General features: G+C 60.5%; 23 protein-coding genes and 5 pseudogenes. 11 read left to right on the top strand and 17 right to left on the bottom strand.

Annotated elements, in window-relative coordinates; translation table 11 throughout:
- Nucleotides 1-298 precede the first annotated feature (298 nt).
- Nucleotides 299-748, bottom strand: a pseudogene (locus HAP54_RS00405) (IS66 family transposase); the annotation flags it as partial.
- Nucleotides 749-777: 29 nt separating this feature from the next.
- Here HAP54_RS00405 and tnpA (HAP54_RS00400) point away from each other — a divergent pair.
- From tnpA (HAP54_RS00400) to tnpC (HAP54_RS00380), 5 genes are all read left to right on the top strand, one after another.
- Nucleotides 778-1,173, top strand: coding sequence for an IS66-like element accessory protein TnpA (tnpA, locus tag HAP54_RS00400; protein ID WP_166202956.1), 396 nt, complete (start codon nt 778-780; stop codon nt 1,171-1,173).
- The gene (gene tnpB, locus HAP54_RS00395; RefSeq protein WP_166294299.1) at nt 1,170-1,388 is read left to right on the top strand and encodes an IS66 family insertion sequence element accessory protein TnpB; all 219 of its coding nucleotides are present in this window, start codon (nt 1,170-1,172) and stop codon (nt 1,386-1,388) included. The genes tnpA (HAP54_RS00400) and tnpB (HAP54_RS00395) overlap by 4 nt, the downstream gene beginning before the upstream one ends.
- Nucleotides 1,389-1,949: 561 nt before the next feature.
- Nucleotides 1,950-3,176 (top strand): group II intron reverse transcriptase/maturase, encoded by a 1,227-nt coding sequence (gene ltrA, locus HAP54_RS00390; protein WP_166306448.1) that lies wholly within the window; start codon nt 1,950-1,952, stop codon nt 3,174-3,176.
- Nucleotides 3,177-3,209: 33 nt separating this feature from the next.
- Nucleotides 3,210-3,404 (top strand): IS66 family insertion sequence element accessory protein TnpB, encoded by a 195-nt coding sequence (gene tnpB / locus HAP54_RS00385; RefSeq protein ID WP_166293650.1) that lies wholly within the window; start codon nt 3,210-3,212, stop codon nt 3,402-3,404.
- Between the two features lie 46 nt (nt 3,405-3,450).
- Complete coding sequence (gene tnpC, locus HAP54_RS00380; RefSeq protein ID WP_166205228.1) at nt 3,451-5,124, top strand: IS66 family transposase; 1,674 nt, start codon at nt 3,451-3,453, stop codon at nt 5,122-5,124.
- Nucleotides 5,125-5,209: 85 nt separating this feature from the next.
- Here tnpC (HAP54_RS00380) and tnpC (HAP54_RS00375) read toward each other — a convergent pair.
- The 3 genes and pseudogenes from tnpC (HAP54_RS00375) to HAP54_RS00365 all read right to left on the bottom strand — a co-directional run.
- A pseudogene (gene tnpC, locus HAP54_RS00375) lies at nt 5,210-5,972 on the bottom strand (IS66 family transposase); the annotation flags it as partial.
- Between the two features lie 122 nt (nt 5,973-6,094).
- Nucleotides 6,095-6,451: an IS66 family insertion sequence element accessory protein TnpB gene (tnpB, locus tag HAP54_RS00370; protein WP_166298511.1), complete on the bottom strand. Its 357-nt coding sequence runs from the start codon at nt 6,449-6,451 to the stop codon at nt 6,095-6,097.
- Complete coding sequence (locus tag HAP54_RS00365; protein ID WP_224741433.1) at nt 6,448-6,744, bottom strand: hypothetical protein; 297 nt, start codon at nt 6,742-6,744, stop codon at nt 6,448-6,450. The genes tnpB (HAP54_RS00370) and HAP54_RS00365 overlap by 4 nt, the downstream gene beginning before the upstream one ends.
- Before the next feature lie 244 nt (nt 6,745-6,988).
- Between HAP54_RS00365 and HAP54_RS00360 the strand changes: the two are divergent.
- Nucleotides 6,989-7,153 (top strand): annotated as a pseudogene (locus HAP54_RS00360) (IS3 family transposase); the annotation flags it as partial.
- Between the two features lie 166 nt (nt 7,154-7,319).
- On the opposite strand, the gene HAP54_RS00355 reads toward HAP54_RS00360, so the two are convergent.
- Together HAP54_RS00355 and HAP54_RS00350 are read right to left on the bottom strand one after the other, a co-directional pair.
- A complete protein-coding gene (locus HAP54_RS00355; protein WP_166204320.1) occupies nt 7,320-8,663 on the bottom strand; it encodes an IS1380-like element ISBdi2 family transposase in 1,344 nt (447 codons plus the stop codon).
- Nucleotides 8,664-8,815: 152 nt separating this feature from the next.
- On the bottom strand, nt 8,816-8,962 hold the full coding sequence (locus HAP54_RS00350; RefSeq protein WP_165123002.1) for a hypothetical protein: 147 nt from the start codon (nt 8,960-8,962) through the stop codon (nt 8,816-8,818).
- Nucleotides 8,963-10,063: 1,101 nt separating this feature from the next.
- On the opposite strand from HAP54_RS00350, the gene HAP54_RS00345 reads away from it, so the two are divergent.
- On the top strand, nt 10,064-10,360 hold the full coding sequence (locus HAP54_RS00345; protein WP_166298510.1) for a hypothetical protein: 297 nt from the start codon (nt 10,064-10,066) through the stop codon (nt 10,358-10,360).
- 333 nt (nt 10,361-10,693) lie between these two features.
- On the opposite strand, the gene tnpC (HAP54_RS00340) is transcribed toward HAP54_RS00345, so the two are convergent.
- From tnpC (HAP54_RS00340) to HAP54_RS00305, 8 genes are all read right to left on the bottom strand, one after another.
- Complete coding sequence (gene tnpC / locus HAP54_RS00340) at nt 10,694-12,367, bottom strand: IS66 family transposase (protein WP_166205228.1); 1,674 nt, start codon at nt 12,365-12,367, stop codon at nt 10,694-10,696.
- Between the two features lie 46 nt (nt 12,368-12,413).
- Complete coding sequence (tnpB, locus tag HAP54_RS00335; protein ID WP_166293650.1) at nt 12,414-12,608, bottom strand: IS66 family insertion sequence element accessory protein TnpB; 195 nt, start codon at nt 12,606-12,608, stop codon at nt 12,414-12,416.
- Between the two features lie 33 nt (nt 12,609-12,641).
- Complete coding sequence (ltrA, locus tag HAP54_RS00330; protein ID WP_166306448.1) at nt 12,642-13,868, bottom strand: group II intron reverse transcriptase/maturase; 1,227 nt, start codon at nt 13,866-13,868, stop codon at nt 12,642-12,644.
- 561 nt (nt 13,869-14,429) lie between these two features.
- Nucleotides 14,430-14,648 (bottom strand): IS66 family insertion sequence element accessory protein TnpB, encoded by a 219-nt coding sequence (gene tnpB / locus HAP54_RS00325; RefSeq protein WP_166294299.1) that lies wholly within the window; start codon nt 14,646-14,648, stop codon nt 14,430-14,432.
- The gene (gene tnpA / locus HAP54_RS00320) at nt 14,645-15,040 is read right to left on the bottom strand and encodes an IS66-like element accessory protein TnpA (RefSeq protein WP_166202956.1); all 396 of its coding nucleotides are present in this window, start codon (nt 15,038-15,040) and stop codon (nt 14,645-14,647) included. The genes tnpB (HAP54_RS00325) and tnpA (HAP54_RS00320) overlap by 4 nt, the downstream gene beginning before the upstream one ends.
- A gap of 112 nt (nt 15,041-15,152) precedes the next feature.
- Entirely contained in the window at nt 15,153-15,434 is a 282-nt protein-coding gene (locus tag HAP54_RS00315) for a helix-turn-helix domain-containing protein (RefSeq protein ID WP_166298509.1), read from the bottom strand.
- 84 nt (nt 15,435-15,518) lie between these two features.
- Entirely contained in the window at nt 15,519-16,955 is a 1,437-nt protein-coding gene (locus HAP54_RS00310; protein ID WP_166306603.1) for an IS701 family transposase, read from the bottom strand.
- Between the two features lie 246 nt (nt 16,956-17,201).
- On the bottom strand, nt 17,202-18,458 hold the full coding sequence (locus HAP54_RS00305; RefSeq protein WP_166214503.1) for an IS256 family transposase: 1,257 nt from the start codon (nt 18,456-18,458) through the stop codon (nt 17,202-17,204).
- Between the two features lie 1,025 nt (nt 18,459-19,483).
- Here HAP54_RS00305 and HAP54_RS00300 point away from each other — a divergent pair.
- Complete coding sequence (locus HAP54_RS00300) at nt 19,484-20,878, top strand: GGDEF domain-containing protein (protein WP_165129144.1); 1,395 nt, start codon at nt 19,484-19,486, stop codon at nt 20,876-20,878.
- A gap of 94 nt (nt 20,879-20,972) precedes the next feature.
- Here the strand turns inward: HAP54_RS00300 and HAP54_RS00295 are convergent, their stop codons facing one another.
- A complete protein-coding gene (locus HAP54_RS00295; protein WP_166202924.1) occupies nt 20,973-21,236 on the bottom strand; it encodes a hypothetical protein in 264 nt (87 codons plus the stop codon).
- A 34-nt stretch (nt 21,237-21,270) separates the two neighbouring features.
- Here HAP54_RS00295 and HAP54_RS00290 point away from each other — a divergent pair, with 34 nt between their 5' ends.
- Both HAP54_RS00290 and HAP54_RS00285 read left to right on the top strand, forming a co-directional pair.
- The gene (locus tag HAP54_RS00290; RefSeq protein ID WP_224496918.1) at nt 21,271-22,773 is read left to right on the top strand and encodes a putative bifunctional diguanylate cyclase/phosphodiesterase; all 1,503 of its coding nucleotides are present in this window, start codon (nt 21,271-21,273) and stop codon (nt 22,771-22,773) included.
- Between the two features lie 124 nt (nt 22,774-22,897).
- A pseudogene (locus tag HAP54_RS00285) lies at nt 22,898-23,284 on the top strand (transposase); the annotation flags it as partial.
- A 596-nt stretch (nt 23,285-23,880) separates the two neighbouring features.
- Here the strand turns inward: HAP54_RS00285 and HAP54_RS00275 are convergent.
- Nucleotides 23,881-24,003, bottom strand: coding sequence for a hypothetical protein (locus HAP54_RS00275; protein ID WP_283843099.1), 123 nt, complete (start codon nt 24,001-24,003; stop codon nt 23,881-23,883).
- Nucleotides 24,004-24,225: 222 nt separating this feature from the next.
- Here HAP54_RS00275 and HAP54_RS00270 point away from each other — a divergent pair.
- Nucleotides 24,226-24,977 (top strand): annotated as a pseudogene (locus HAP54_RS00270) (IS5 family transposase).
- Nucleotides 24,978-24,990: 13 nt separating this feature from the next.
- On the opposite strand, the gene HAP54_RS00265 reads toward HAP54_RS00270, so the two are convergent.
- Entirely contained in the window at nt 24,991-25,941 is a 951-nt protein-coding gene (locus tag HAP54_RS00265) for a LysR family transcriptional regulator (RefSeq protein ID WP_166298508.1), read from the bottom strand.
- Nucleotides 25,942-25,986 lie beyond the last annotated feature (45 nt).

Genomic DNA, 25,986 nt, shown 5'->3' with positions numbered 1-25,986 from the left:
CGTATCGACGTCCGCGCTTGGAACGCGCAGCCCAAAAGCTGCGGGCATGAAACGCGCGTCAGGCGTCTGAACGATTGCGGAGGATGCCGTGAGGTGGCGGACCTTGCAGCGCATTGGACTGCCATCAACCAAGATCTGTCCTGCGCAGACAATGCTTTTCCGCTCATTCGACATATTCCGCCCTCCCCAATATAGCACCTGCACTTTTGTGCCGGCGACTTCCGCCTCAAATAAGGCCAGACCATGGTGTCACGCTACTCTCGGCGTCTCTTTTTCAATCCCAGCCAACTTTGCCAACGTCCCATCGTGTGTCCACAATTCTCCACCCGGCGTGCTTCGTGTCGTGGCTAATCAGCGGGAGCTTTGCCCGGAGCCACCGCTCGAAGGCTTCCGCCAGTGGTCGACTTTTCTGTTGCCGAACGAGGCAGCGCTCCTCAGCGCTGCGGCCACGGATCTCCTTCTCGATGGCATAGAACTCGGCGATATGCTTGAGCGCCTCGCTCGCAATGGGCGCGGCGCCAGGAGCGGCAAGTTCGTAGAAGTTACGCCGCATGTGCGACCAGCAGAATGCAAGCTGAACGTCGCCACGCTCAGCGAGCTTGCCATAACCGGCGTAGCCATCGACCTGCAGGATCCCCTTGAAGCCCGCCAGGTGGGCGATCGGTCGGTCGGCCTTGCGATCGGGGGCATAGACATAAACGACGCTCGGCGGATCGGCAGTATCCGTCCGAGGGCGGCCGTCTTGCGAGTTTTTCCGATCTGTAGCTGACTGTCCTTATGGACGGACATAAGGACAGTGCGGTGCTGAGCCGCATGGATTTGGTGGAGACCGGTCGGCGGCGACGCTGGACGCGTGCGGAGAAGCTCAGAATCGTAGAGGAGAGCTTCTCGGGGCCACGACTGGTGTCGGCGACGGCTCGCCGGTATGGGATATCACGTCAGCTTCTGCTGAGCTGGCGCAAGGCTTGGACCTGTCATGATCCGGCCGAAGAGGATTCGATCGGCCCGACATTCGTCCCTGCGATAGTTGCGGCAAGTACGCCGCCAACGACGGAAGCTGTCGAGACAGGTCAGATCGAAATCGTGAGCCCTCAGGGGCTGCGCGTGGTCTTCGGCCCCGGTGCGGATATCGAGGCGGTCGTTCGAATTGCTCGGGGCCTGGCGCGCCGATGATCCCGATCCCGACGGGCGTGCGGGTGTGGCTGGCGACGGGCCATACCGACATGCGGTGCGGCTTTCCGAGCCTGGCTCTGCGCGTGCAGGAAGTGCTCAAGCGCGACGCCATGGGCGGCGGTCTTTTCTGCTTCCGGGGCAAACGCGGTGATCTATTGAAGGTCATTTGGCACGGTGTGCTGCAGAGCATGAAGGAGGTGAATAACCGAATTTAATGCGTACAGCTTTATGAGAGATGGAGGATGGCCCTCCTGCATCGGCGTTTCAGGCGCAGATGCAAAACCACGACACTGTGGCTTCGCTTAAAAGGCGCGGTCATGAGCAAGTGTTGCAAAAGTCCCGGGTGTACGGGGCAGGTAAGTATCCAGAAGGCGAGCGAAAGCGAATCTTCCGATGACGCGTCGAAAATTACTAAGGCGTCGCCAAAATCAGGGGCGCGTGCCATCCCTGAGATCAATCCGTGAGGCGCCTGGATTACTGCGCGGATGGCGACCGGCGTTTAGGGGACGCGATCTGGATACAGGCTCTTGTAGAGAACTGCAGGAACCAGTCGTTGTGATGCCAAGGGAGAAGTTCAAGCGGCGCACACCGCGAGACGAGAGTACCGAAGCACAACACTGGGGCGGATCGGCTCGTAGTAGTGATGAAGGTGCTGTAATGGGACTGGAGCGAAGGGGCCGAAACAAGTGGGTTGCTCCCATATGCAACTGTGATGAGCAGGAGGACATGTGAGTGTAACCGGACGTAAGCAGTACGATATCGACAAGCAGACAGTGATGAAGGCCTACCGATTGGTCAAAGCCAATGCGGGCTCGGCCGGCGTGGATAAGGTGTCGCTCGAAGCTTTTGAGAAGGACTTGAAGGGCAACCTTTACAAGGTCTGGAATCGAATGTCTTCTGGCAGCTACTTTCCACCTGCCGTTCGGGCTGTCTCCATTCCCAAGAAGAACGGCGGGCAACGCATTCTAGGTGTGCCGACAGTAGCAGATCGCGTGGCGCAAACGGTCGTCAAGCTGCAGATTGAACAAGCACTCGAGGAAATCTTCCTTCCCGATTCCTACGGCTACCGGCCCGGAAAATCCGCGCTGGACGCCGTCGGCGTCACCCGGCAACGGTGCTGGAGGATGGACTGGGTGCTGGAGTTCGACATCAAAGGCCTGTTCGACAATATCAGCCACAAGTTGCTTATGAAGGCCGTCAGGAAGCATGTGCAAGACGAATGGGCTCTGCTCTACATCGAACGCTGGCTAACAGCGCCGATGCAAGACAGAGACGGAGCGATCACCGCTCGCGACCGGGGCACACCCCAAGGCGGCGTGATCAGTCCCGTCCTTGCCAATTTGTTCTTGCATTATGCGTTCGATACATGGATGGCGCGGAACTTCCCGCAGTCGCCGTGGTGTCGATACGCGGACGACGGGCTCGTTCATTGCCGAACCAAGGCTGAAGCGGAAGCCATCAAGGCGGCGCTGCAAGCAAGGTTTAAGGAATGCGAACTCGAAATGCATCCCGACAAGACCAAGATCGTCTACTGCAAAGACAGCAATCGCCCGGGTAGCCATGCCAGTCAGTCATTTGACTTTCTGGGATTTACCTTTCGACCGCGCAGGGCAAGAAACCATCAGAAGAAAGAAAACTTCTGTACGTTCTCGCCAGCGGTCAGCAGGGCGGCGATGACGTCTATGCGTATGACGATCCGGCAGCTCCGCCTCAGGCTTCGCTCGCAGACGGAAGTCGACGCAATTGCCTTGGAACTGAACCCCGTCCTTCGTGGATGGAGGCAGTACTACGGCAGATATGGGCGGTCAGAAATGCACAACCTGTATCGATATGTCGACGAATCTCTTAACCGCTGGGCGCGACGCAAATACAAAGGGCTGAAGAATGGAAAAGTCAGAGCCTCCACCTGGCTCAGATTGATCCGCTGCCGCAGGCCGAAGCTGTTCGCTCATTGGGCGATGTTGAGTTCTGCCTCGTTACTTGTTGAGAGCCGTATGACGTGAGAGCGTCACGTACGGTTCGGAGAGCGGCTCCGGGTGCAACCCCCGGGGCCGACTCACCATGGCCAGGGCGCCTGCTTGTTCACCAAAAGACTCGAGAGAGGCAGGTTCATCTGGCCATCGGTTGCTGGTGAATCGGTAACGATCTCTCCGGCGCAGTTGAGCTATCTGTTGTCCGGGATCGATTGGCGCAACCCTCAAGAAACCCAGCGTCCGACGCGGGTCGGATAGTCGTTTTACGGTTTGAATCTGCGGCTTGATCTGATTCAATGGCTCCATGATATCGAAGCCGGATGATCTTCCATCGGACCTTGTCAGTGCCCTGGCGGCGCTGCAGGCCGAGCGTGAGGCGCGACAGAAAGCCGAGGCGAAGGCCGCCAACTGGCAGGCGCAAGCCGCGAATGCGCAGGCGAAACTGTCGGATACCGAGGCGCTGATCGCTCATCTCGAGTTGCGCATCGAGAAGCTGAAACGCGAACTGCACGGGCAGCGATCCGAGCGCTCGGCACGGCTGCTCGAGCAGTTGGAGTTGGAGCTCGAAGAACTCGTCACCACGGCGAGCGAGGATGAGCTTGCCGCACAGGCCGCAGCGGCGAAGACGCAGAACGTCCGCCCCTTCATGCGCAAGCGGCCGGTGCGCAAGCCATGGCCTGACGATATCGAACGCGAGCGCGTCGTCATTGAGACTCCAACGACCTGCGCCTGCTGCGGTGGATCGCGGCTGGCGAAGATCGGTGAGGATGTGACCAAGACGCTGGAGGAGATCCCGCGCCGCTTCAAGCTGATCGAGACGGTACGCGAGAAGTTCACCTGCCGCGATTGCGAGAAGATCAGCCAGCCGCCCGCGCCGTTCCATGCCACGCCGCGCGGCTTCATCGGCCCACAATTGCTGGCGACGATCCTGTTCGACAAGTTCGGCATGCATATCCCGCTCAACCGCCAGAGTGCGCGCTTTAAGGCCGAGGGGATCGACCTGCCGTTGTCGACGCTGGCCGACCAGGTCGGCCACGGGACCTTCGCCGTCATGCCGCTCTTCCACTTGATCGAACGCCACGTGCTCGCTGCCGAGCGCCTTCATGGCGACGACACCACCATCCGTATTCTGGCGAAGGGCAAGTGCACGACCGGGCGGATCTGGACTTATGTGCGGGATGACCGGCCGTTCGCCGGGCCTGCGCCGCCGGCAGCGGTCTATTACGCCTCGAGCGACCGACGAGGCGAGCATCCACAGAGACATCTGGCCGCCTTCGCCGGCATCTTGCAGGCGGATTGCTACAGCGGCTTCGAGCCGCTGTTCGACCCGCAGAAGAAGGCGCTGCCGATTACGCCGGCGTTTTGCGTGGCCCATGCGCGGCGGGGCTTCTTCGAGCTGGCTGATATCGAGAAAAATGCTCGGGAAGGCAAGAAAGGCAAACCGGTCTCCCCGATCGCGCTGGAGGCTGTCAGACGCCTCGATACGTTGTTCGAGATCGAGCGCGCCATCAACGGCCGCGGTGCCGGCGAGCGGCGTGCCGCTCGCCAGGAACAGAGTAAGTCACTTCTCGAGGACATGCATGCCTGGCTGCTCCGCGAGCGCGAAACCCTCTCGCGTTCCTCCGAGGTCCTGAAGCCGATTAACTACATGCTCAGGCGCTGGGACGGCTTCGCCCGCTTCCTCGACGACGGCAGGATCTGCTTGACCAACAATTGCGCTGAGCGCGCATTGAGAGGCATCGCCTTGGGAAGGCGCAACTGGACCTTCGCCGGCAGCCAGCGCGGCGCCGACCGTGCCGCCATCATGCTGACGATGATCACGACCTGTCGCCTCAACGACGTCGATCCCAAGGCCTGGCTCGCCGACGTCCTGGCCCGTATCGCCGATCATCCCGCATCGCGTCTGCACGAGCTCTTGCCCTGGGAATGGAAGCTCCTGCGCCAGGCCGACAAGCCAGCCAATCAGCAGGCCGCCTGACCTTCACCCTTCACCCAATGCCATCATAGACCTCGCCGTGCCCGCGCGCATGCGTCAATCAGGCGGCCTCCGTCGTATGCGTACGATCGGCACCGCCCCATGGCCGGTCGTCCGCCGCATAGGCCCAGAGCTGGCCGGTCTTGGTACGCCCACGGCCAGGATCGAGCACCGGCATCGTTGTCTCGTCGGCGAACAGCTTTGGCCGTTGCCTGAGCTTGCCGAGGAGACGGTCATGCAACGGACGCAGGTGGAAGGCGGCTTGTCCGACCCAGTCCGCCAGCGTCGAACGATCGAGCTCAATGCCCTGGCGGGCGTAAATCTGCGCCTGCCGGTACAGCCGCAGGTGATCGGCATATTTGGAGACCAGCACCTGGGACGGTGGCCTCGGTCGGCAACCCACCCTCAATCAGTCGAGCCGGGGCCGGCGCCTGCATGACGCCGTCCTCGCAAGCCCGGCAGGCGTATTTAGGACGCCGGGTCACGAGGATCCGGAACTGCGCCGGGACCAGGTCCAGCCGCTCGCTTCTATCCTCGCCGATCCGGTGTAACTCGCCCTGGCAAAAGGGACAGGTCTTGTCCTCGATGTCGACGACGACCTCGATCCGCGGCAGGTGCGTCGGCAAGGCGCCACGGTTGCCGCGGCGCGTGCGAGCCCGCACCTCACGGCCTTCAGGTGCGCTGATGTCCAGCGCTGTCTCGCTGTAGGCTGCGACCTGCTCGACGTCTTCCAGGCCCAGCAGCATCTGATCTTCAGGCAGCGTCTCTGCCCGTCGGCCAAACCGATGTCGCTGCAATTCCTTGATGATCTGACGCAGTCGTTCGCTCTCGCACCGCTCGGCAAGCAGCATCGCTTTCAGCGTCTCGAGATCGTCAGGCAGGGCGTCACTCACACCCAATTCAGAGCATATTCGCCGCCATCTGGCGACACATCCAACGCTCTTGATTCACTTCGCCGCAGTGCCGCCAACAACTATCCCGCTCGCGTTGGCGCCGGCGTCTCCCGCGCCTCATGCACAAGCCGCCAGTCGAGTCCTTCCAGCAGCGCCGACAATTGCGCCGCCGACAGACGCATCACGCCGTCCTCGACCTTCGGCCAGCGGAAGATCCCATCCTCGAGCCTCTTGGTGAACAGACACAGACCCGTTCCGTCCCAGAACACCAGCTTGATCCGATCCGCCCGCTTGGCCCGGAACACATAGACAGCTCCCGAGAATGGGTCTGCCCGCATGCTCTCGCGCACCAGGGGCGCAAGCCCTTCCATCCCCTTGCGGAAGTCTACCGGTTTGGTCGCCACCATCACCCGGACCGCACCCGACGGACCAATCACCGGCTCGCCTTCAGTGTCTGGACGATCGACGCAATCATCGTCGGGTCCGCACCACGACCGGCCCGGATCGTGATTCCGTCGACTTCGATCTCGATGATCCCGGCATCGCAACGGCGGGCCCGGGTATCCGCTTTGGCCTTGCAGCGCACCGTTTTGCGCTCCCGGCCAACAGCGGGCGCCGGCACCACAGCATCTACCACCGCCGGCACAAACTCTACTTCTTGCTCTTCGGAATAATCGACCGCAGCATCTCGCAACTGACGTCGCCAACCAAACAACTGCTGCGGCGACAATCCATGCCGTCAGGCTACCGAACAGACCGAGTCGCCGCTCGCCACGATCTCCGCAACGATCCGCGCCTTGTCCTCGTCGCTCCACTTCCGCCGACGGCCGGCTCCGGTGAAGACCTCAAGCCGTCGCACCGGCTCCGTGATAGCACTATGCTCTGTGTCCATTCTAAGCCTAACGGTCCAAACCGAACCGCAGACTCGCAGATCACCCCGTCATCCGGTCGGTGGCCGCTGAACAGCGCTTACGCTCGAAGCACACCTTGCCGACTTCATTAACGCTTACAACTACGCTCGGCGGCTGAAGACCCTGAAGGGCCTCACGCCCTACGAATACATCTGCAAAGCCTGGACAAAAGAGCCCGAACGATTCACCCTCAATCCGCTCCAGCAAATGCCGGGACTAAACACCTAACCCGTCCTATTCGTGAGAGTGCTTTTTTTAGTCCGATTGATGTGGCCGCACATCTGCTCTGACGAGGCGCGCGGGATTGCCTTCGGCTTTTCACCGCCTGACGACCCGTACTTTGCAACGCGCTTGAGGGATGGGTTGGGCGAACGGGGGGCGGACGCCCCGCCGGTCAAGGACCGAGCGGCAGCAGCGCGCCTGGCAAGCCGCGGATCAGGTCGGCTTCGGGACATGCCGCGGCAAACGCAAGGCGAATGCGGCTCGTGGTCTCGACGACACGGGCAGCGAGTTTCAAGAGACGAAGACGCAGCGTCGCGAACTCGGCTGTGGCCAATTCCCGGGCTTTGGGAATCGCGTCGCGCACGGTCAGCATCAGCCAATAAGCGGCGGTGTGGAGAACGAGGCGGACTTGATTGGCGAGCGCCGAACGGCAGCTGGTGCGATCGGAGGCGAGCTGTGTCTTATGCAGCTTGATCAGATTCTCGGCTTGGCCGCGCGCGCAATACAGGCTGTCGTAGATCCACTCGGCCGAGCCGACATCGAGGCTGGTGACGACGAAACGGATGTCGAGGCCGAGCATCGTCGCCTCAATACGGGCGACGGTACGCCGTTCGCGATCCCAGGACTTGGCCTTGTGGCGCGTCTCGGTATAGCCACGCAGAACCGGCAGGTTCTCGATGGCGCGTCGCGTGCGGATGTCGTCGGCGGCCTCGTCGAGTTTTCTGGCGAGCGGCTTGGTGCCGGACAGACCGAAGATGTAGTCGATGCCGTTGGTCTCGCACCACGCCATTGCCTCCGGCCGGGCATAGTGCCCGTCGCCACGGAACGTGATTCGCGTGTTGTGCCACCGCGTCCGGATATGCCGTATCAGGCGGCGCAGATGGGCACGCACCTCGACGCCGCCCGGCGTCTTGCCGGGCCGCAACACGACCGCCACGGGCCGGCTCTTCTCCGTGTCGTAGACGTGGATCGGCAGGAAGCAGCGTTCGTCATAATGAGCGTTGAACAGCGAGAGCTGCTGATGGCCGTGGACGACATCGCAGGTATCATCGATGTCGAGCGTGACGGATGCCGGCTCGCGCGGGTAGCTATCCATCCATGCGTCGACCAAAGTGTAGGTCAGTCGGATCACGTCGCGCAGGCGCGGAGCATTCTCCAGCCGCGACAGCGTCGGTTGGGAACACAGATCGCGACCCGTGTCCGGCAGCCGTCCGCAGGCCAGCTTGAATGCGGGATCGGACCGCAGATGATCGAGGTCGTCGGCGTCCTCGTAGCCGCAGCAGATCGCGAACATGCGCGCGCGGAACATATCGACAAGGCTGTGCACGACCCGCGTCGGATCGCGCCGATCCGGGAACACCCGGGCCAAATTGTCGGCCAAGCCGAGACGCCGCTCGGCCATCGCCAGAAGCATCACGCCCCCGTTCGAGGTCAGCCGACCGCCATCGAAGGCAGCTGTGACTTTCTTGGCGTGAACGGCTGGAAACGAGAAGGGCAGAATCGTATCATCGGTCATGGCGGGCCTGGCGTTCGCGGTTGAGGTGATGGGGTTGGCTTTGCAACCGAATCCTACGCCGCATCAGCGCTTTACACCACGCTCGCCAGCCTCTCAGGCGCACTCTGACGAATAAGACGGGCTAGACAAGGCCCACTCCAAAGAAAGAAGTCTCAGATCATGGCGCCGTACCAAATCACGAGCGCGAAGATCACCAGCAAGACGATGGTGATGATCTGTTCACCGACGGGTATCGGTTGTTTGTCCATGACCCGCGCCGAATCGAAACGGCCTTTAAAGCAAAGCTTGATCGATTGCATCCACGATTACTGAACCAACTCAGCTGTCATTTGAATACGGCGACGACGTCGATGATGACGAAGAGGCCGCCAACTGAGGCGCCCTTACTAATGGGCGGCTTTTGGTACCGGGCCTTCTCCGTTTGACTTGCTCAATCAGAGGCCGGATTAGATGTTTAAAAGCAAGGCCGAGACATGTGATCAGCACCAAGATCGGCCAGTATGCCAAAATCGCAAGAGCGGCCAACCATGCCGGGCTGCGCTGCTCCCGCCAAAAATACACCGACGCTGCGGTGATGTGGGCCGCGACTATTGCGGCCCAGATGGCTAGCGCGACGTTGGCCGCCTCACCGAGTGTCACCGCTTCCCACGCGGCTTCAATCGGCCTTGAAGGCGCGTTTTCGCTTGTCATAGTTTGCGCGGCCTTCCCACATTGCCCGCTGGTAAGCCCCACGGAGTCAGCTCGAAAAGGCTAACGAGGGCTGACGGTACTGCATCAGCAGTGGATCGGTACCCTACCCACTCTGGGGGGCCGTACTTTTTGATGGCGACAGAAATCCCTGTATGGCTTAAGCCCGCAAAGCCACCCTTTGATCTCGTCCGATTCCATCGGGTCTTCAAGCGCGCCCACTGAATGATGAGGCAACGCGGCGGCATTCGGGCATCCGGCGCACTTCGGAAACTGAAGGGCACACCAATTGTTTCCGGGGCATTTCGATAGATGCCTAAAGCAATTGGCCCAAGCGGGCTCGGATATGCGCATACGTCACCGCATTTAACGGCGGGAGCACAACACTCTCAGTCACCGGCGACGGCCGAACCGGAGCCCGGTGATAGAAAACATCATTAACTAGTTTTGGGTGAGAACCTTTGCGGTGGATCAAACCCAGACCACTGAGGGTTAAAATAGGCTGGCACCCACCAATTTCCCCGAGCGGGAAGACCTCCTATGCATGGTTAAACGTCCGTTCACCCGAGCCGGCATGGGGTGGCTCGCAAAATCAACAGAATGAACAATCTTCGGATGATGATCTTTGACCGCAAAAGCCGCGGACCTCGCATAGACCAGTAAAGCGGCAGTCTCTTAGGCTCGCAGCACGTTAGATGCATGCGAGGATAAGAATGCGCAGCAAGTTTCTTCGAATGATCGGCTTAGCGACGGTCACTGCTTCGCCGTTACTTCTGTTGGCGTCCTTGGCTTTGGCCGCCGGCACCGTCCCTGGCTTCAGTCTCACCCCGCAATTCGACCTGACCGGCAAGGCTGCGCCTGGCTGTCGGCTCTTCGTGATCCAGGCCGGCACAGTCGCGACGCCTCAGAACGCCTATTCAGACTCGGGTCTGACGCAACTCCTACCGAACCCGTTGACGTGCGACGCAGCGGCTCGCTTGCCTCAGTGGTTATTGCTGATGGCGCCATAAAACTCAGATTGACGGATCGCGGCTGCTCGCGGTGCTTGGAAACCAGCCCTTCCAGTCCCATCAGGTAGACGTAGCGGAACAGGTCGGGGCCGATCTCGCCCTGCTCGAAGTCGCTGGAAGATCCCGTCGACGCGACGCGCTAACAGCCGCACCAGGTTGATCTTGGGCATCGATAGCGACAGTTTGCGATGATCCTCGCCGCCTTTCGCCAGGATATCGAAGGCGTAGAACTGCATCTCGTCATGTACTGTACGCATACGACGGAGGCCGCCTGATTGACGCATGCGCGCGGGCACGGCGAGGTCTATGATGGCATTGGGTGAAGGGTGAAGGTCAGGCGGCCTGCTGATTGGCTGGCTTGTCGGCCTGGCGCAGGAGCTTCCATTCCCAGGGCAAGAGCTCGTGCAGACGCGATGCGGGATGATCGGCGATACGGGCCAGGACGTCGGCGAGCCAGGCCTTGGGATCGACGTCGTTGAGGCGACAGGTCGTGATCATCGTCAGCATGATGGCGGCACGGTCGGCGCCGCGCTGGCTGCCGGCGAAGGTCCAGTTGCGCCTTCCCAAGGCGATGCCTCTCAATGCGCGCTCAGCGCAATTGTTGGTCAAGCAGATCCTGCCGTCGTCGAGGAAGCGGGCGAAGCCGTCCCAGCGCCTGAGCATGTAGTTAATCGGCTTCAGGACCTCGGAGGAACGCGAGAGGGTTTCGCGCTCGCGGAGCAGCCAGGCATGCATGTCCTCGAGAAGTGACTTACTCTGTTCCTGGCGAGCGGCACGCCGCTCGCCGGCACCGCGGCCGTTGATGGCGCGCTCGATCTCGAACAACGTATCGAGGCGTCTGACAGCCTCCAGCGCGATCGGGGAGACCGGTTTGCCTTTCTTGCCTTCCCGAGCATTTTTCTCGATATCAGCCAGCTCGAAGAAGCCCCGCCGCGCATGGGCCACGCAAAACGCCGGCGTAATCGGCAGCGCCTTCTTCTGCGGGTCGAACAGCGGCTCGAAGCCGCTGTAGCAATCCGCCTGCAAGATGCCGGCGAAGGCGGCCAGATGTCTCTGTGGATGCTCGCCTCGTCGGTCGCTCGAGGCGTAATAGACCGCTGCCGGCGGCGCAGGCCCGGCGAACGGCCGGTCATCCCGCACATAAGTCCAGATCCGCCCGGTCGTGCACTTGCCCTTCGCCAGAATACGGATGGTGGTGTCGTCGCCATGAAGGCGCTCGGCAGCGAGCACGTGGCGTTCGATCAAGTGGAAGAGCGGCATGACGGCGAAGGTCCCGTGGCCGACCTGGTCGGCCAGCGTCGACAACGGCAGGTCGATCCCCTCGGCCTTAAAGCGCGCACTCTGGCGGTTGAGCGGGATATGCATGCCGAACTTGTCGAACAGGATCGTCGCCAGCAATTGTGGGCCGATGAAGCCGCGCGGCGTGGCATGGAACGGCGCGGGCGGCTGGCTGATCTTCTCGCAATCGCGGCAGGTGAACTTCTCGCGTACCGTCTCGATCAGCTTGAAGCGGCGCGGGATCTCCTCCAGCGTCTTGGTCACATCCTCACCGATCTTCGCCAGCCGCGATCCACCGCAGCAGGCGCAGGTCGTTGGAGTCTCAATGACGACGCGCTCGCGTTCGATATCGTCAGGCCATGGCTTGCGCACCGGCCGCTTGCGCATGAAGGGGCGGACGTTCTGCGTCTTCGCCGCTGCGGCCTGTGCGGCAAGCTCATCCTCGCTCGCCGTGGTGACGAGTTCTTCGAGCTCCAACTCCAACTGCTCGAGCAGCCGTGCCGAGCGCTCGGATCGCTGCCCGTGCAGTTCGCGTTTCAGCTTCTCGATGCGCAACTCGAGATGAGCGATCAGCGCCTCGGTATCCGACAGTTTCGCCTGCGCATTCGCGGCTTGCGCCTGCCAGTTGGCGGCCTTCGCCTCGGCTTTCTGTCGCGCCTCACGCTCGGCCTGCAGCGCCGCCAGGGCACTGACAAGGTCCGATGGAAGATCATCCGGCTTCGATATCATGGAGCCATTGAATCAGATCAAGCCGCAGATTCAAACCGTAAAACGACTATCCGACCCGCGTCGGACGCTGGGTTTCTTGAGGGTTGCGCCAATCGATCCCGGACAACAGATAGCTCAACTGCGCCGGAGAGATCGTTACCGATTCACCAGCAACCGATGGCCAGATGAACCTGCCTCTCTCGAGTCTTTTGGTGAACAAGCAGGCGCCCTGGCCATGGTGAGTCGGCCCCGGGGGTTGCACCCGGAGCCGCTCTCCGAACCGTACGTGACGCTCTCACGTCATACGGCTCTCAACAAGTAACGAGGCAGAACTCAACATCGCCCAATGAGCGAACAGCTTCGGCCTGCGGCAGCGGATCAATCTGAGCCAGGTGGAGGCTCTGACTTTTCCATTCTTCAGCCCTTTGTATTTGCGTCGCGCCCAGCGGTTAAGAGATTCGTCGACATATCGATACAGGTTGTGCATTTCTGACCGCCCATATCTGCCGTAGTACTGCCTCCATCCACGAAGGACGGGGTTCAGTTCCAAGGCAATTGCGTCGACTTCCGTCTGCGAGCGAAGCCTGAGGCGGAGCTGCCGGATCGTCATACGCATAGACGTCATCGCCGCCCTGCTGACCGCTGGCGAGAACGTACAGAAGTTTTCTTTCTTCTGATGGTTTCTTGCCCTGCGCGGTCGAAAGGTAAATCCCAGAAAGTCAAATGACTGACTGGCATGGCTACCCGGGCGATTGCTGTCTTTGCAGTAGACGATCTTGGTCTTGTCGGGATGCATTTCGAGTTCGCATTCCTTAAACCTTGCTTGCAGCGCCGCCTTGATGGCTTCCGCTTCAGCCTTGGTTCGGCAATGAACGAGCCCGTCGTCCGCGTATCGACACCACGGCGACTGCGGGAAGTTCCGCGCCATCCATGTATCGAACGCATAATGCAAGAACAAATTGGCAAGGACGGGACTGATCACGCCGCCTTGGGGTGTGCCCCGGTCGCGAGCGGTGATCGCTCCGTCTCTGTCTTGCATCGGCGCTGTTAGCCAGCGTTCGATGTAGAGCAGAGCCCATTCGTCTTGCACATGCTTCCTGACGGCCTTCATAAGCAACTTGTGGCTGATATTGTCGAACAGGCCTTTGATGTCGAACTCCAGCACCCAGTCCATCCTCCAGCACCGTTGCCGGGTGACGCCGACGGCGTCCAGCGCGGATTTTCCGGGCCGGTAGCCGTAGGAATCGGGAAGGAAGATTTCCTCGAGTGCTTGTTCAATCTGCAGCTTGACGACCGTTTGCGCCACGCGATCTGCTACTGTCGGCACACCTAGAATGCGTTGCCCGCCGTTCTTCTTGGGAATGGAGACAGCCCGAACGGCAGGTGGAAAGTAGCTGCCAGAAGACATTCGATTCCAGACCTTGTAAAGGTTGCCCTTCAAGTCCTTCTCAAAAGCTTCGAGCGACACCTTATCCACGCCGGCCGAGCCCGCATTGGCTTTGACCAATCGGTAGGCCTTCATCACTGTCTGCTTGTCGATATCGTACTGCTTACGTCCGGTTACACTCACATGTCCTCCTGCTCATCACAGTTGCATATGGGAGCAACCCACTTGTTTCGGCCCCTTCGCTCCAGTCCCATTACAGCACCTTCATCACTACTACGAGCCGATCCGCCCCAGTGTTGTGCTTCGGTACTCTCGTCTCGCGGTGTGCGCCGCTTGAACTTCTCCCTTGGCATCACAACGACTGGTTCCTGCAGTTCTCTACAAGAGCCTGTATCCAGATCGCGTCCCCTAAACGCCGGTCGCCATCCGCGCAGTAATCCAGGCGCCTCACGGATTGATCTCAGGGATGGCACGCGCCCCTGATTTTGGCGACGCCTTAGTAATTTTCGACGCGTCATCGGAAGATTCGCTTTCGCTCGCCTTCTGGATACTTACCTGCCCCGTACACCCGGGACTTTTGCAACACTTGCTCATGACCGCGCCTTTTAAGCGAAGCCACAGTGTCGTGGTTTTGCATCTGCGCCTGAAACGCCGATGCAGGAGGGCCATCCTCCATCTCTCATAAAGCTGTACGCATTAAATTCGGTTATTCACCTCCTTCATGCTCTGCAGCACACCGTGCCAAATGACCTTCAATAGATCACCGCGTTTGCCCCGGAAGCAGAAAAGACCGCCGCCCATGGCGTCGCGCTTGAGCACTTCCTGCACGCGCAGAGCCAGGCTCGGAAAGCCGCACCGCATGTCGGTATGGCCCGTCGCCAGCCACACCCGCACGCCCGTCGGGATCGGGATCATCGGCGCGCCAGGCCCCGAGCAATTCGAACGACCGCCTCGATATCCGCACCGGGGCCGAAGACCACGCGCAGCCCCTGAGGGCTCACGATTTCGATCTGACCTGTCTCGACAGCTTCCGTCGTTGGCGGCGTACTTGCCGCAACTATCGCAGGGACGAATGTCGGGCCGATCGAATCCTCTTCGGCCGGATCATGACAGGTCCAAGCCTTGCGCCAGCTCAGCAGAAGCTGACGTGATATCCCATACCGGCGAGCCGTCGCCGACACCAGTCGTGGCCCCGAGAAGCTCTCCTCTACGATTCTGAGCTTCTCCGCACGCGTCCAGCGTCGCCGCCGACCGGTCTCCACCAAATCCATGCGGCTCAGCACCGCACTGTCCTTATGTCCGTCCATAAGGACAGTCAGCTACAGATCGGAAAAACTCGCAAGACGGCCGCCCTCGGACGGATACCATGTACTTGCGGGACTGATATGCCGTCGACGCCGAGCACGGCCTCGCCGTCAATCACGAAGGACGTGTTCCGGTTTCGCAGCGCGGCGTCCCCGATCGCGGCTCCCAAAGCCCTCCCAGCCGATGCTCGGCAAAGCGCCGACGCCACTTGCCGACCGTGTCCGGATCAATGCCCAGGCGGGTCGCCACGACCTTGCTCTGCTCGCCTACGGCACAGGCCAGGATGATCCGAGCCAGCAGCGCCAACGCCTGAGCCGTGCTTCGGCGCGACGCCAGCGACGTCAACTCAGCGCGTTCCACCTCATCGAGCCCCAGCGAGGCAAACCGTCGACCCATGACCAATCCTCCCCCAAATCAGGAGCGTCCGCCATGATCGAGCCGATTTGGAGTCTGCCGAACTTATGATTCAGGACACTAGTCCTACTGCGTCACAAACGATGATCTGTCTAGTGGTCGAACTTGATCGCACAACAAGGACATCTCGACAGCGTTCGGACGAGCCCATGTTCGAGGCGCCGTCGCATCGTCGCGATCGAATTTGGAATGTGACGTTGGGTCCGCAGCGGCAAATCCGCGGGGTCTGTAATCTGCGGGAATGCGATCGAGCAGGATCGGCCGGGCGTGCCGAGTGCCTGAGGGGGGAATCGTCTCCCGCTCGGAGATCAGGAATCCGTAGGCTGCGATGCACATTGTTGCGTGATGATGAAAGCCGCGCCAGCCGCGTCCCTCGAAGTGGCCGAGCCCGACCTCCTGCTTGAGTTCCTGATAGTCGCGTTCGATGCGCCAGCGCAATTTAGCCGTCTCAACGAGAGTCCGGAATGCCACATCCTCCGGCAATGTCGAGAGCCAGTATTTGGTAGGCTGGTCCTCGCCTTTTGGCCATTCGATCAGCAACCATTCCTCCAATCGCCGGGTGGTTTGCCAATAATCACGATGCGCGGCACGGACCCGCACGCGGGCAAAGCGCGAGGTCAGCTTTTCGTTCGTTCCTTGCCGCCACGTGATGGTGCGCCAAGCTTTGGCCGGCAGGCCGATCGCGAGCGCCTTGACGGCGGCCGGCTGATGCTGACGGTTGCGGCGCATCAGTTTCGGTGGACGGCCGCGGCCCGACCATGGCTTCGGCGGCAAGGGACCGGTACCGGGCGCCCATACCGTTGTGCTCGACAGAAGACCCGCCACATAGGTCAATCCCAGCGCCGTGATCTCCGTGCGCAGGTCGCTGTTATTGCCATAGCCCGCGTCCATCAGTACGACACCGCGTGGAAGGCCGCTCGCGCAGGCCCACCGCAACTGCTCCAGCGCGATCTCCGGCTTGGTCCGGAAGCCAACTTCGGCAGGAATGCCCACCTTGCGCCGCCGATCGCAGTCCTCAGTCCATTCCTTCGGAAGATAAAGGCGATAAGCGACAGGCAGGCTGGCGTGGTGGTTGGCAATCGACAGTGACACCGCCACCTGACAATTATCCTGCTTGCCGAGCTGCCCGCAATATTGCCGTGCAACTCCAACTGAATGTCGGCCCTGCTTGGGAAATCCGGTATCGTCGATGATCCAGGCTTCGATGGGGCCCTGGCGTTCAATCGCCGGCAGGACCATCTCACGTACCTTGCCCAGCACCTTCTCATCCGACCAGGCGCCGCTGCCGACGAAATGCAGCAGCGATTGATGCTGGGCGGCCGTCCGTTCCGGAGCTGTCACCGCCGCCATCGACTCCACGCTCTTGCGACCGCCACAGGCCATCAGGCCGACGCAATAGTCGCGCAGCGGCGCCTTCCGATCAGCATGACCGATGACACTGGCAAGCCCTTCCAAATACGTCGCAAATCGCTTCTCGCTCGTCTTGGTGCCACGCCCGCTCATGTCGGCCTCTCGACTGATGGTCCGTGCTTCATCCATCGCTGATTCTGGCCGGCGGTTTTGTGACTCAGTCAGACTAGCTAGTTGACCTGTGGACGTGAGGTAGCGTGGATCCAAACAATCTTGACACACCCAATGTAACAGCTTGGCTGCAGGTGTAGCACCCGGAATTGCGAGAGCAAGCGGGATAGGTCGGGGATGTCCCGATTGGTGTTGAACTACGTCGGGCCGACGTTGCCGGAATGAATGTTACGCGGCCCTCGAGACGTGGGCAACGAGCTTGATCGTCATGCGATCGTGGTGAGCTTGAAGGGCCGCACGCAGAACCGACAATTGCTTATGCGCCTTCAATCGTCGGAAGCCCTTGTTGGCCTCGATCATGCCGGCCGCGCCCCATCGCAACGCCATACCGGCATCCCGCCAGCGTTCGGCGTTGCGCGTGACGCGGCGAATGGTGCCCATCATGTTCTCGGCGATGTTGGTACAAGCGAGCGATCGACGAAGCTCCTTCGGCAGCTTCAACCGGACGACAGTCAGGATTTCGTCGAGGCCTTCGAGGATGCTGGCCGCTACGCCGGGGCATTGCTGGTCGAGTCGACGCGCGAGATTGCGGATCAATTTTTCAGCCTTGTCGGCGTCATCGAGCTCCCAGGCCTGGCGCAGCACCCGATCTTTCGGCAGGCGTTCCATGATGTTGCGCGCCTTGTGGATCTGGCAGCGCTGGATCGCAGCGGCCGAACCGAAGGTGCGGCGGATCGCCTTCGACAACGCTTTCGCGCCGTCGGCGATGAACAGTGTTGGCACCGTCGGGTCGAGCCCGCGCGAGACCAGGTTGTCCAGCAGGGCCTGAACCGTTGCGGCATTCTGGGTCGCCCCTTCCACCAGCGCCAGCGGATGCTTGTTGCCTTCGCCGTCAACCCCGATCGCGGCGACCAGCACGAGATCGTCGCCGAGATGCAGCCCGTCGATTTGGACCACCAGAAGGTCGAGCGCGGACAGATCGGCAGCCATGAAGTCAGCCAGCCGCGCCGCCGACAGCGCTACGAACCTCCGCGAGGCCGCCGACTTCGAAACCCCCGGTCCGGGCGGTGCCGGCACGTGACCTTCGGGCAGCCGGACAGCGCGGCCGAACCGGCGCGTCGATACATTGATCAGCATCAGGTTCATCGCCCAGCGACCGAGCCAGTCCTCCTGCGCCGCCGTTTCCCAGCTCGGGATCGTGACCTCGCCGCCATCCACGCCCCGGACCCGCGGGCGCTCGACCTCGATCTTGCCGCCGTGGAAACCGATCCGTCCCTGCGTTCGGCCCCAACGGTGCGCCCGCCGCGCCGCATCGCGACCGTGGCGCGGCCCGCAGGCCGCCGTCACATCCGCCTCCATCATCGTGCCGAGCGCCTCGATCCCTGCTGCAAGGCAGAACCGATCGAAGCTCGCCCGCACTTCCGCAAACGCTTCGTCCACCGCCCCGGTCGCCGGCCAACCAGCCGGTGTGATATCTCTCGTCATGGCGTTGCTCTCCTTTGTGGAATCAGCACCCCGAGCCTACCGGCTCAAGGTGGGCAACGCCGACCTCTTCAGAAATTCAACAGAACCCGGGACATCCCCGAAATTCGTTCACGATGGGGTCCGGATCGGCGCCGATCGGCCTCCCGCTATCTTCCAAAGTCACGAACCAGATCAATAGGTGGCCTCACGTCGCCCCGGGGGCGCATTCTGGGGCTTATTTACACTTGGGGCGGACACGCCGCGTCAGGAGAGGCTCCGGACATGGGCGACGCTGCTGGCCGCGCGCCCGATAGAGCTGGACCAGCGATTACTTTGTCCGTCGGACATCTCTTCGTCCGTCATCCGGGACGGATCGAGTAATTCCTCCTTGCCGCAAGCCAATCTCACAGGTTGCGTTAGGGAACCTACAAGGTTTGGCAGGCGGCTAACTCAACAAGCTTAGGTAACCTAACGGGCCCGGTCGCGCAGTACGGGGACATCCCATACGAAGGAGATCGCAGATGGCCTACGAGAACCTCGTCAATCAAAGCGGGCTGACGCTTACGATTTTGCTCATTACGCGTGTTGACTCGGAGCCGAACCAGTAACGGACCGATTGTGGCGGCGGCACTACCGGCGGGCGGCAGGCAGACGGTTGAGTACGGTAATACGCAGACTCCTTTCCTCAACGGGATCGTGATTTCCTTGTCTTTCGATGGGCGTTTTCGAGCGCCTCGCAGACCGTGACAACTCGCGGCAGGAGCCGGAATAATCTGCTGAACGACAAGGCCGACCCTGTCGGCGCCGCCGCCTGCTCGACGGGGTGCCCCAGATGGACGGAAAGCTCAAGCTCATGCCTCCGTCCACTCCCGTGCAGCGGTGATCGCGGGCGCCGAATTGTTAAATGGCCTTCCGGCCGCGACGCATCCTGGTTCCTTCATCTGGGTAGTACACAAGGACCGAAGGTGCTCTGGGACAGAGTATCCCTCGGGACCCCAAGAGGCTATGAAACGACCGCACGTCATCATGGGAGGCGGTATATGCATATGAGCACCAATCTTGCGGTACACGAACCGAGCAACGCGCTCCGGCTGGTGACACAGGCGTATATGAGCCTTCTCCTCATCGCCTTTGCCCTTATGCCCGCCCAGTTCATTGCCTATCTGTATTTCCAGCAGGATCCCACGCTAAAATTCGAGAATCACCTGTTTCATGAATTCGCGATTGCCGTCGCCACCCTCGAAGGGCTGTTCGTCACCTATGTGACGTGGCGTTGCTACCGGTCTTCAGGCGAACCTCTGTTGCGTTGGTTGACGCTGGGTTTTCTCGGCTTCGTGCTGGTCTATTCGCCGCACGGCGCCTTCACCGAGATGGCACACCGCAATATTTGGCTGTTTCTGCTCTATGGGCCAGCGTCGCGTCTCGCGATGTCGATTCTGCTCTTCGTTGGGCTGCTCTGCTACAACCAGCCGTCAGACAAGCGTTCGGATCCGCGCGCATGGCTGATCTGGATCGGCTTATTCCTGACGATGGATATAGCCGTCGCCTTGATCGCCTACTCCCCCTATGCGGGACACCCCGCGGTACGCTTGTCCATGGAGGGCGGCGCAATGGTGTTCAGCGCGCTGAACGTCGCGGTCATGTTCATGCGACGGATTCACTCGCCGCTCATGCTCGTTTTCGGCATTTCGGTCGGGTGGTTTGCGCTATCGTCGCTCGCATTCATTCTGGCGGCGCCGTGGAATCATATGTGGTGGCTCGCCCACGCGATCTTTGCGGGCGGGTTCTTCCTGCTCAGCTATGGCGTTGTCCAGGCGCTCCGAACGACGCAATCCTTCTCGACAATCTATAGCCAGGAAGAAATGATGGCCCGCCTGGCCGAGTCGATGGCCGACACTCAAAGGGCACTACAACAAGTTCAAGTGAGCAATCAAATGTTAGAGCGTCTTGCCGCCACCGACCCACTGACCGGCGCCGGAAATCGGCGACACTTCCTCGAGCATATCGGCGCCGAGATCGCGCGGGCCAAACGAACCGGTGCTCCATTATCTCTGCTGTCGCTCGATCTCGACCATTTCAAGGATATCAATGACTCACGTGGTCACAGCGTCGGCGATGAGGTGCTCCGCGCATTTGTGCGAAAGTGTCTGGAGGCAATTCGCCCTTATGACTCTGTCGCGCGCGTGGGCGGTGAAGAATTCATGGTCTTGCTGCCGGGAGCGACGCTCGACACGGCTTGCGCGGTAGCCGAGCGCCTACGATCGACGATTGAAGGCACTGCATTCGACGTCGAAGCCCGACCGTCGGTCTGCGTCACCATCAGTGTTGGGGTGTCGGAGCTCGGGCGCGATGGAGACACGCTTGACGGATTGCTGAACGTCGCAGATCAGCGGCTCTATCGCGCAAAACATGAAGGTCGCAATCGTGTGATTGCCGCGTAGGCTTCGTTCATTCGCGCGCTTAGCCTAAGGCTGCACGAGCAACATGGTCGTGACCGGGAATCGCGGCGGCGAACCACGTAGATCGCATCTTGCTTTACGCGGTCGAGCGAGTCTCTTTATCCATCAACGCCGCGAGCCGGACAATGGCTTCGCGGTCGCAAGGTTCGCGCTGAAGCTGGTTGAGCAGGCGCGCCGCACAAAACCTGGTGTTAAGTGTGCATTTATGCCACTTGTAAGAGCTTGCTGGAATAACCGGCGTCAGCGAAGGTTCGACTGTGATGAGTTTGTCAAATCCACGATCGCGCGTATTGCGCGCCGATTGGTTCGATTGGCGTAGTTCTGCCACAAGGGATTTCATCGCTCTCTTTGGGGGCGTCGTTCTTGCTTCGATCTTGGCGCATGTTTATGAGCTTGGCCCTCGTTTGTTTCAGCTGGGACGGGGCTATGCGGATTCGGCACTCGACGCCATCGTATTCATGATGTTTGTCGCATTCTTTCTGAGCGTTGCGCTGACAATCTTTAGTGTTCGCCGCTATCGAGATCTCGCCCGAGAAACCAAAGCACGAACCATTGCAGAAGCAGAAGCGCGCGATCTGGCGCGACATGATCCATTGACCGGCCTGCCTAACCGTCGCCTGTTTGATGAAAAACTTGATGCGTGCCTTGGCCTCGCCGGCGACACCCACCAGGTGGCCGTTCTGATGCTTGGCCTTAGGGGCTTCAAGAGAATCAAGGACGCGCATGGCCACGCAGCGGGGGACAAGGCGCTTTGCGAATTTGCCAACAGGCTCGCCGACGTCTTGCGCACGGATGGCGTCCTGGCGAGGATTGGAGGCGACGAATTCGGGATTGTCATGCCAGACATTAGCTCCTTTGAGGATCCCACCAATCTGGCGCGCCGTATTGTGGCGTCCGCCGGCGACACTTTCGCGATCGAGACGGGGTCAGCCGAGCTTGGTGTTGGAATTGGCATCGCCATCGCTCCGATTGACGGCGTCAATCTCCACGAATTGGTCAGGCGCGCAGAACGTGCACTTTATCGCGCACAAGGCGATGGCAGGTCGTGTGTTCGCTTTTTCGAACCAGAGATGGACATGCATGTCGAGCGGCGCATCCAGATCGAGCGAGAGCTTCGCAGCGCGATAACGGCCGATATTATCGAGCCGCACTACCAGCCGTTCGTTTCGCTCAAAAGTAATTGCATCATCGGGTTCGAGGCCCTGGCGCGTTGGGAAAACCGGACTTTTGGGCATATTCCGCCCGACGTGTTTATTCCGATTGCAGAAGAAACTGGCCTCATCAACGCGCTTGGCGATCAGCTTTTTCGCCGCGCCTGTTTTGATGCCAATGTGTGGCCGGAGATGTTTACGCTTGCCTTCAATATTTCGCCGATTCAGTTGCGTGACCCCGCGCTTGGACAGCGCATTCTATCGATCCTTGGGCAAACCGGGGTCAGTCCGAGCCGCCTGGAGATTGAAATTACGGAGAGCGCGTTCGTGGAAAAGACCGGGGTTGCGAAGACCGTGATGGATGAACTCCGTCAAGCCGGCGTCCGCATCGCGCTCGATGATTTCGGTACGGGTTATGCTACGCTTAGCCAGCTGCTTTCGTTTCGTCTCGACAAGATCAAGATAGACCGCAGCTTCGTGTCGCATCTCGACGACAGTACCGACAGCCAGGTGATCGTTCGTGCTATCCTTGGCCTTGCAAATGGATTTGGTTTGACGGCCACGGCCGAGGGTGTCGAAGACGCAGGCCAGCTGGCCTATCTGGTGGCCAATGGTTGCGCAGAAGGACAAGGTTATCTGTTCAGTGATGCCGTCCCGGCCGCCGGTATCCCCGCGCTGCTTAGTCGCCCGTTAAGAAGCTTCCAGGCGACTGATCTGGAATCGTAATTTGGCTGGAATGACGTTCTGAGATTGCAAGGTTTTGGTGTTTTGTGCATCGGAAGCTTGCAATTTCGTTTTCGAGATTCCTCGACGGGCGAAGCATGATTCCCTGTCCGCATCGGAGGGCACGATGCGGCCGAAGAAGCACAAAACGACGGGAGCGAACGATCTTTTCCGGGCGCGGCTCGACCAGATCATCAATCTGAAGCACGAGCTGGTCCGGCTCACCGGCAAGATCGATTGGGACTGGATCGACGGCGAGATCGCGCCGCTCTACAGCGAGAACGGCCGGCCGGGGATTGAGACCCGCTTCGTGATCGAGCTGTTGTTGCTCAAGCGCATTTACGGGCTGTCCGATGAGGGGGTATGCGAACGCTGGGTCCACGACCCGTATTTCCAGTACTTCACTGGCGAAGAGTTCTTCCAGCACGCATTCCCGCACGAGCGCTCGGACCTGAGCCATTGGCGCAAGCGGCTCGGCGACAGACTGGTTCGGATGGACATCAAACAGTTGCGCCAGCTCGGCCAACGTCTTCTCCCCCTTCACGGCCGCCAAAGCCACCTTGCCGTGAATGAAGCCGAAGACGCAGCGTCGCGAACTCGGCAGTGGCCAATTCCCGGACTTTGGGAATCGCGTCGCGCACGGTCAGCATCAGCCAATAAGCGGTGCCGGAGAATGCGTCCGGCGACTCCTCTTCGTCATCTTCGCTCCTGATTCGCGGCAAGAATCCTCGCCGCTCTGACGTAGCGAATGCGTGCGCGTTTAGCCATTCTCGTCTCTCCTAATCTCTCCTAAATCTGCAAGTCCTGAAGGACCAGCATAGACCAATGGTGGGATTCGGCTGCCACCAATCCAGGTAGGTGCGGTGCAGTCCTTCTCCGCGATACTCTTTGCTCGCACCCTTGAGAATTGAGCCTCTCGGGGGGCAAGGTGGTCAGTCTCGCTAGCCCGTCCTATTCGTGAGAGTGCTTTTTTAGTCCGCTTGATGTGGCCGCACATCGGCTCTGACGAGGCGCGCGGGATTGCCTTCGGCTTTTCACCGCCCGACGACCGGTACTTCGCAACGCGCTTGAGGTGTAGGTTGGGCGAACGGGGGGCGCACGCCCCGCCGGTCAAGGACCGAGCGGCAGCAGCGCGCCTGGCAAGCCGCGGATCAGGTCGGCTTCGGGACAGGCCGCGGCAAACGCAAGGCAAATGCGGCTCGTGGTCTCGACGACACGGGCAGCGAGTTTCAAGAGTCGGCTTTGGCGAACACGAATCTCACATTCGCGGATGATCAGGACGCCATAGGCGTCCGATTCCGTCCGCCGGAGCTATCTTCCGTCCTTAAAGGAGGTTTTCATGCGCCAAGAGCGGATCTATCTCGACGCGAGATCGGCCGACAATTTACGCAGCCTGCCTAGGGCCTGTTTGGATTCCGGATTCTCATCCTGGCTTGGTTGTGATTCAAGCTTGGGATGGACCGATTCGTTTTGACTGATGCCCAATGGGCGAAGATGGAGCCGCTTTGTCTTGGCAAGCCGGGTGATCCCGGCCGGAGCGGCAATAACAACCGGCTGTTTGTCGAAGCCGTGCTGTGGATTGCGCGCACGGGCAGTCCGTGGCGCGATCTGCCGCGCGCCTTCGGCAACTGGATAACCGTGTACACGCGCTTCCGCGACTGGGCCAAGGCGGGCGTCTGGAAGCGCATGTTTGATGCGGTCTCGGACGAGCCGGACATGGAGTACGTCATGGTTGATGCCACCATCGTCAAAGTCCACCGCCACGGACAGGGCGCAAAAGGGGGACGCAAAACCAGGCGATCGGCCGCTCGAAAGGCGGAATGACCACCAAAATCCTGGCACTGACCGACGCGCTCGGCAATCTCCTGCGTTTCGTGCTGCTGCCAGGACAGCGCTTCGACACGGTCGGCGTCCCGCCGTTGATCGAAGGGCTGACCTTCGATGCGATGATCGCCGACAAGGCGTTCGACAGCAACGCCATCATTGCCGACCTCGACGCACGCGGCGCCAAGGTCGTCATCTCCCAGCACCCGCGGCGCGCAAAACCTCTCGCCATCGACGCGGAAATCTACAAATGGCGACATCTGATCGAAAATTTCTTCTGCAAGCTCAAGGAATTCAAGCGGATCGCCATGCGAGCCGACAAAACAGATATCAGCTTCGAAGCCATGATCAATCTCACCGCCGCTGTGATAAATTCAAGATGAATCCAAACAGGCCCTAGTCTGCGAGTGTCTGAACGACTCGATCTGCGGAAACGAGCCAACTCGCTGACGGAAGCGAGCTGACAACCGTCTGAAGCTCTGAAATGCAGGCGGCTATTGCGGGGGTGCGCTTCTCGCCACGCCGGTACGCCACGAAAATTTTTCGCGCGATGGTCGGCCTGATCTCCTTCAGACAGAGCTTTCCAACGTAGTCGCGGCCCCGAAGGCCTGGAATGATCGAGATCGAGCATCCGGCCTCGATCAAGGCGCGCACCACTTCGAAGCCGTGACAGTGCCCATTAATGACGGGATCGAAGCCAGTGTCCCTACAGGCTTTGACAATGACATTGGAATAGGTGATCGAGGCCGTGTCGAGCGCCCATTTCTCTTCGCTCAGTTCACGCAAGGTGGCATACGGGCGATCCGCGAGCGGGTGGCCTTCGGGAAGTAGGACGTGGAGGCTGTCATCGAGCAGATGAAGCATTTCAACCGTCGCCTCGGGAATTCCTGGCGCGGTCGTCAAATCATCCACGATGGCGACGTCCGTCTGCCAGGCGCGGAGAGCGGCTAGGCCGTCCATTGGCTCAAGTTCGTCGAAGGTCGTCGCAAGGTCTGGAAAGCGATTGGCCATGGCCCGCATCGTCCGAGGAATCAATGACGCTGCCACCGATGGAAAAGCCGAAACGCGCAGCTCTCCCGCAACGGTGCGCTTGAGTTCCGCCAGGTCGGTCTTGGCTTCCTCCAGGATGCCGATCACCCTTCCTGCATGTTCGGTGAGGCGCTCGCCTGCGGGAGTCAGGCGGACGCCTCGCCCGCGGCGCTCGACAAGCTCAACCCCAACTTCGTCCTCGAGCAACGCAATCTGCTGAGAGACAGCGGAGGGCGAGATAAACAAGGCGTCGGCCACCGATGCCATTGTTTTTCGCAGTGACAGCTCGCGAAGTGTGCGCAGGCGGGCAAAGTCCATGCGGTGAACTCGGGTTTTGCTCAGTCCTTAATCATGCAATTTCCC

Source organism: Bradyrhizobium sp. 2S1 (assembly GCF_011516625.5).
Lineage (GTDB): Bacteria > Pseudomonadota > Alphaproteobacteria > Rhizobiales > Xanthobacteraceae > Bradyrhizobium > Bradyrhizobium septentrionale.
The sequence above is the reverse complement of the archived record's forward strand: the minus strand, read 5'-3'. Positions and strand labels throughout refer to the sequence as shown.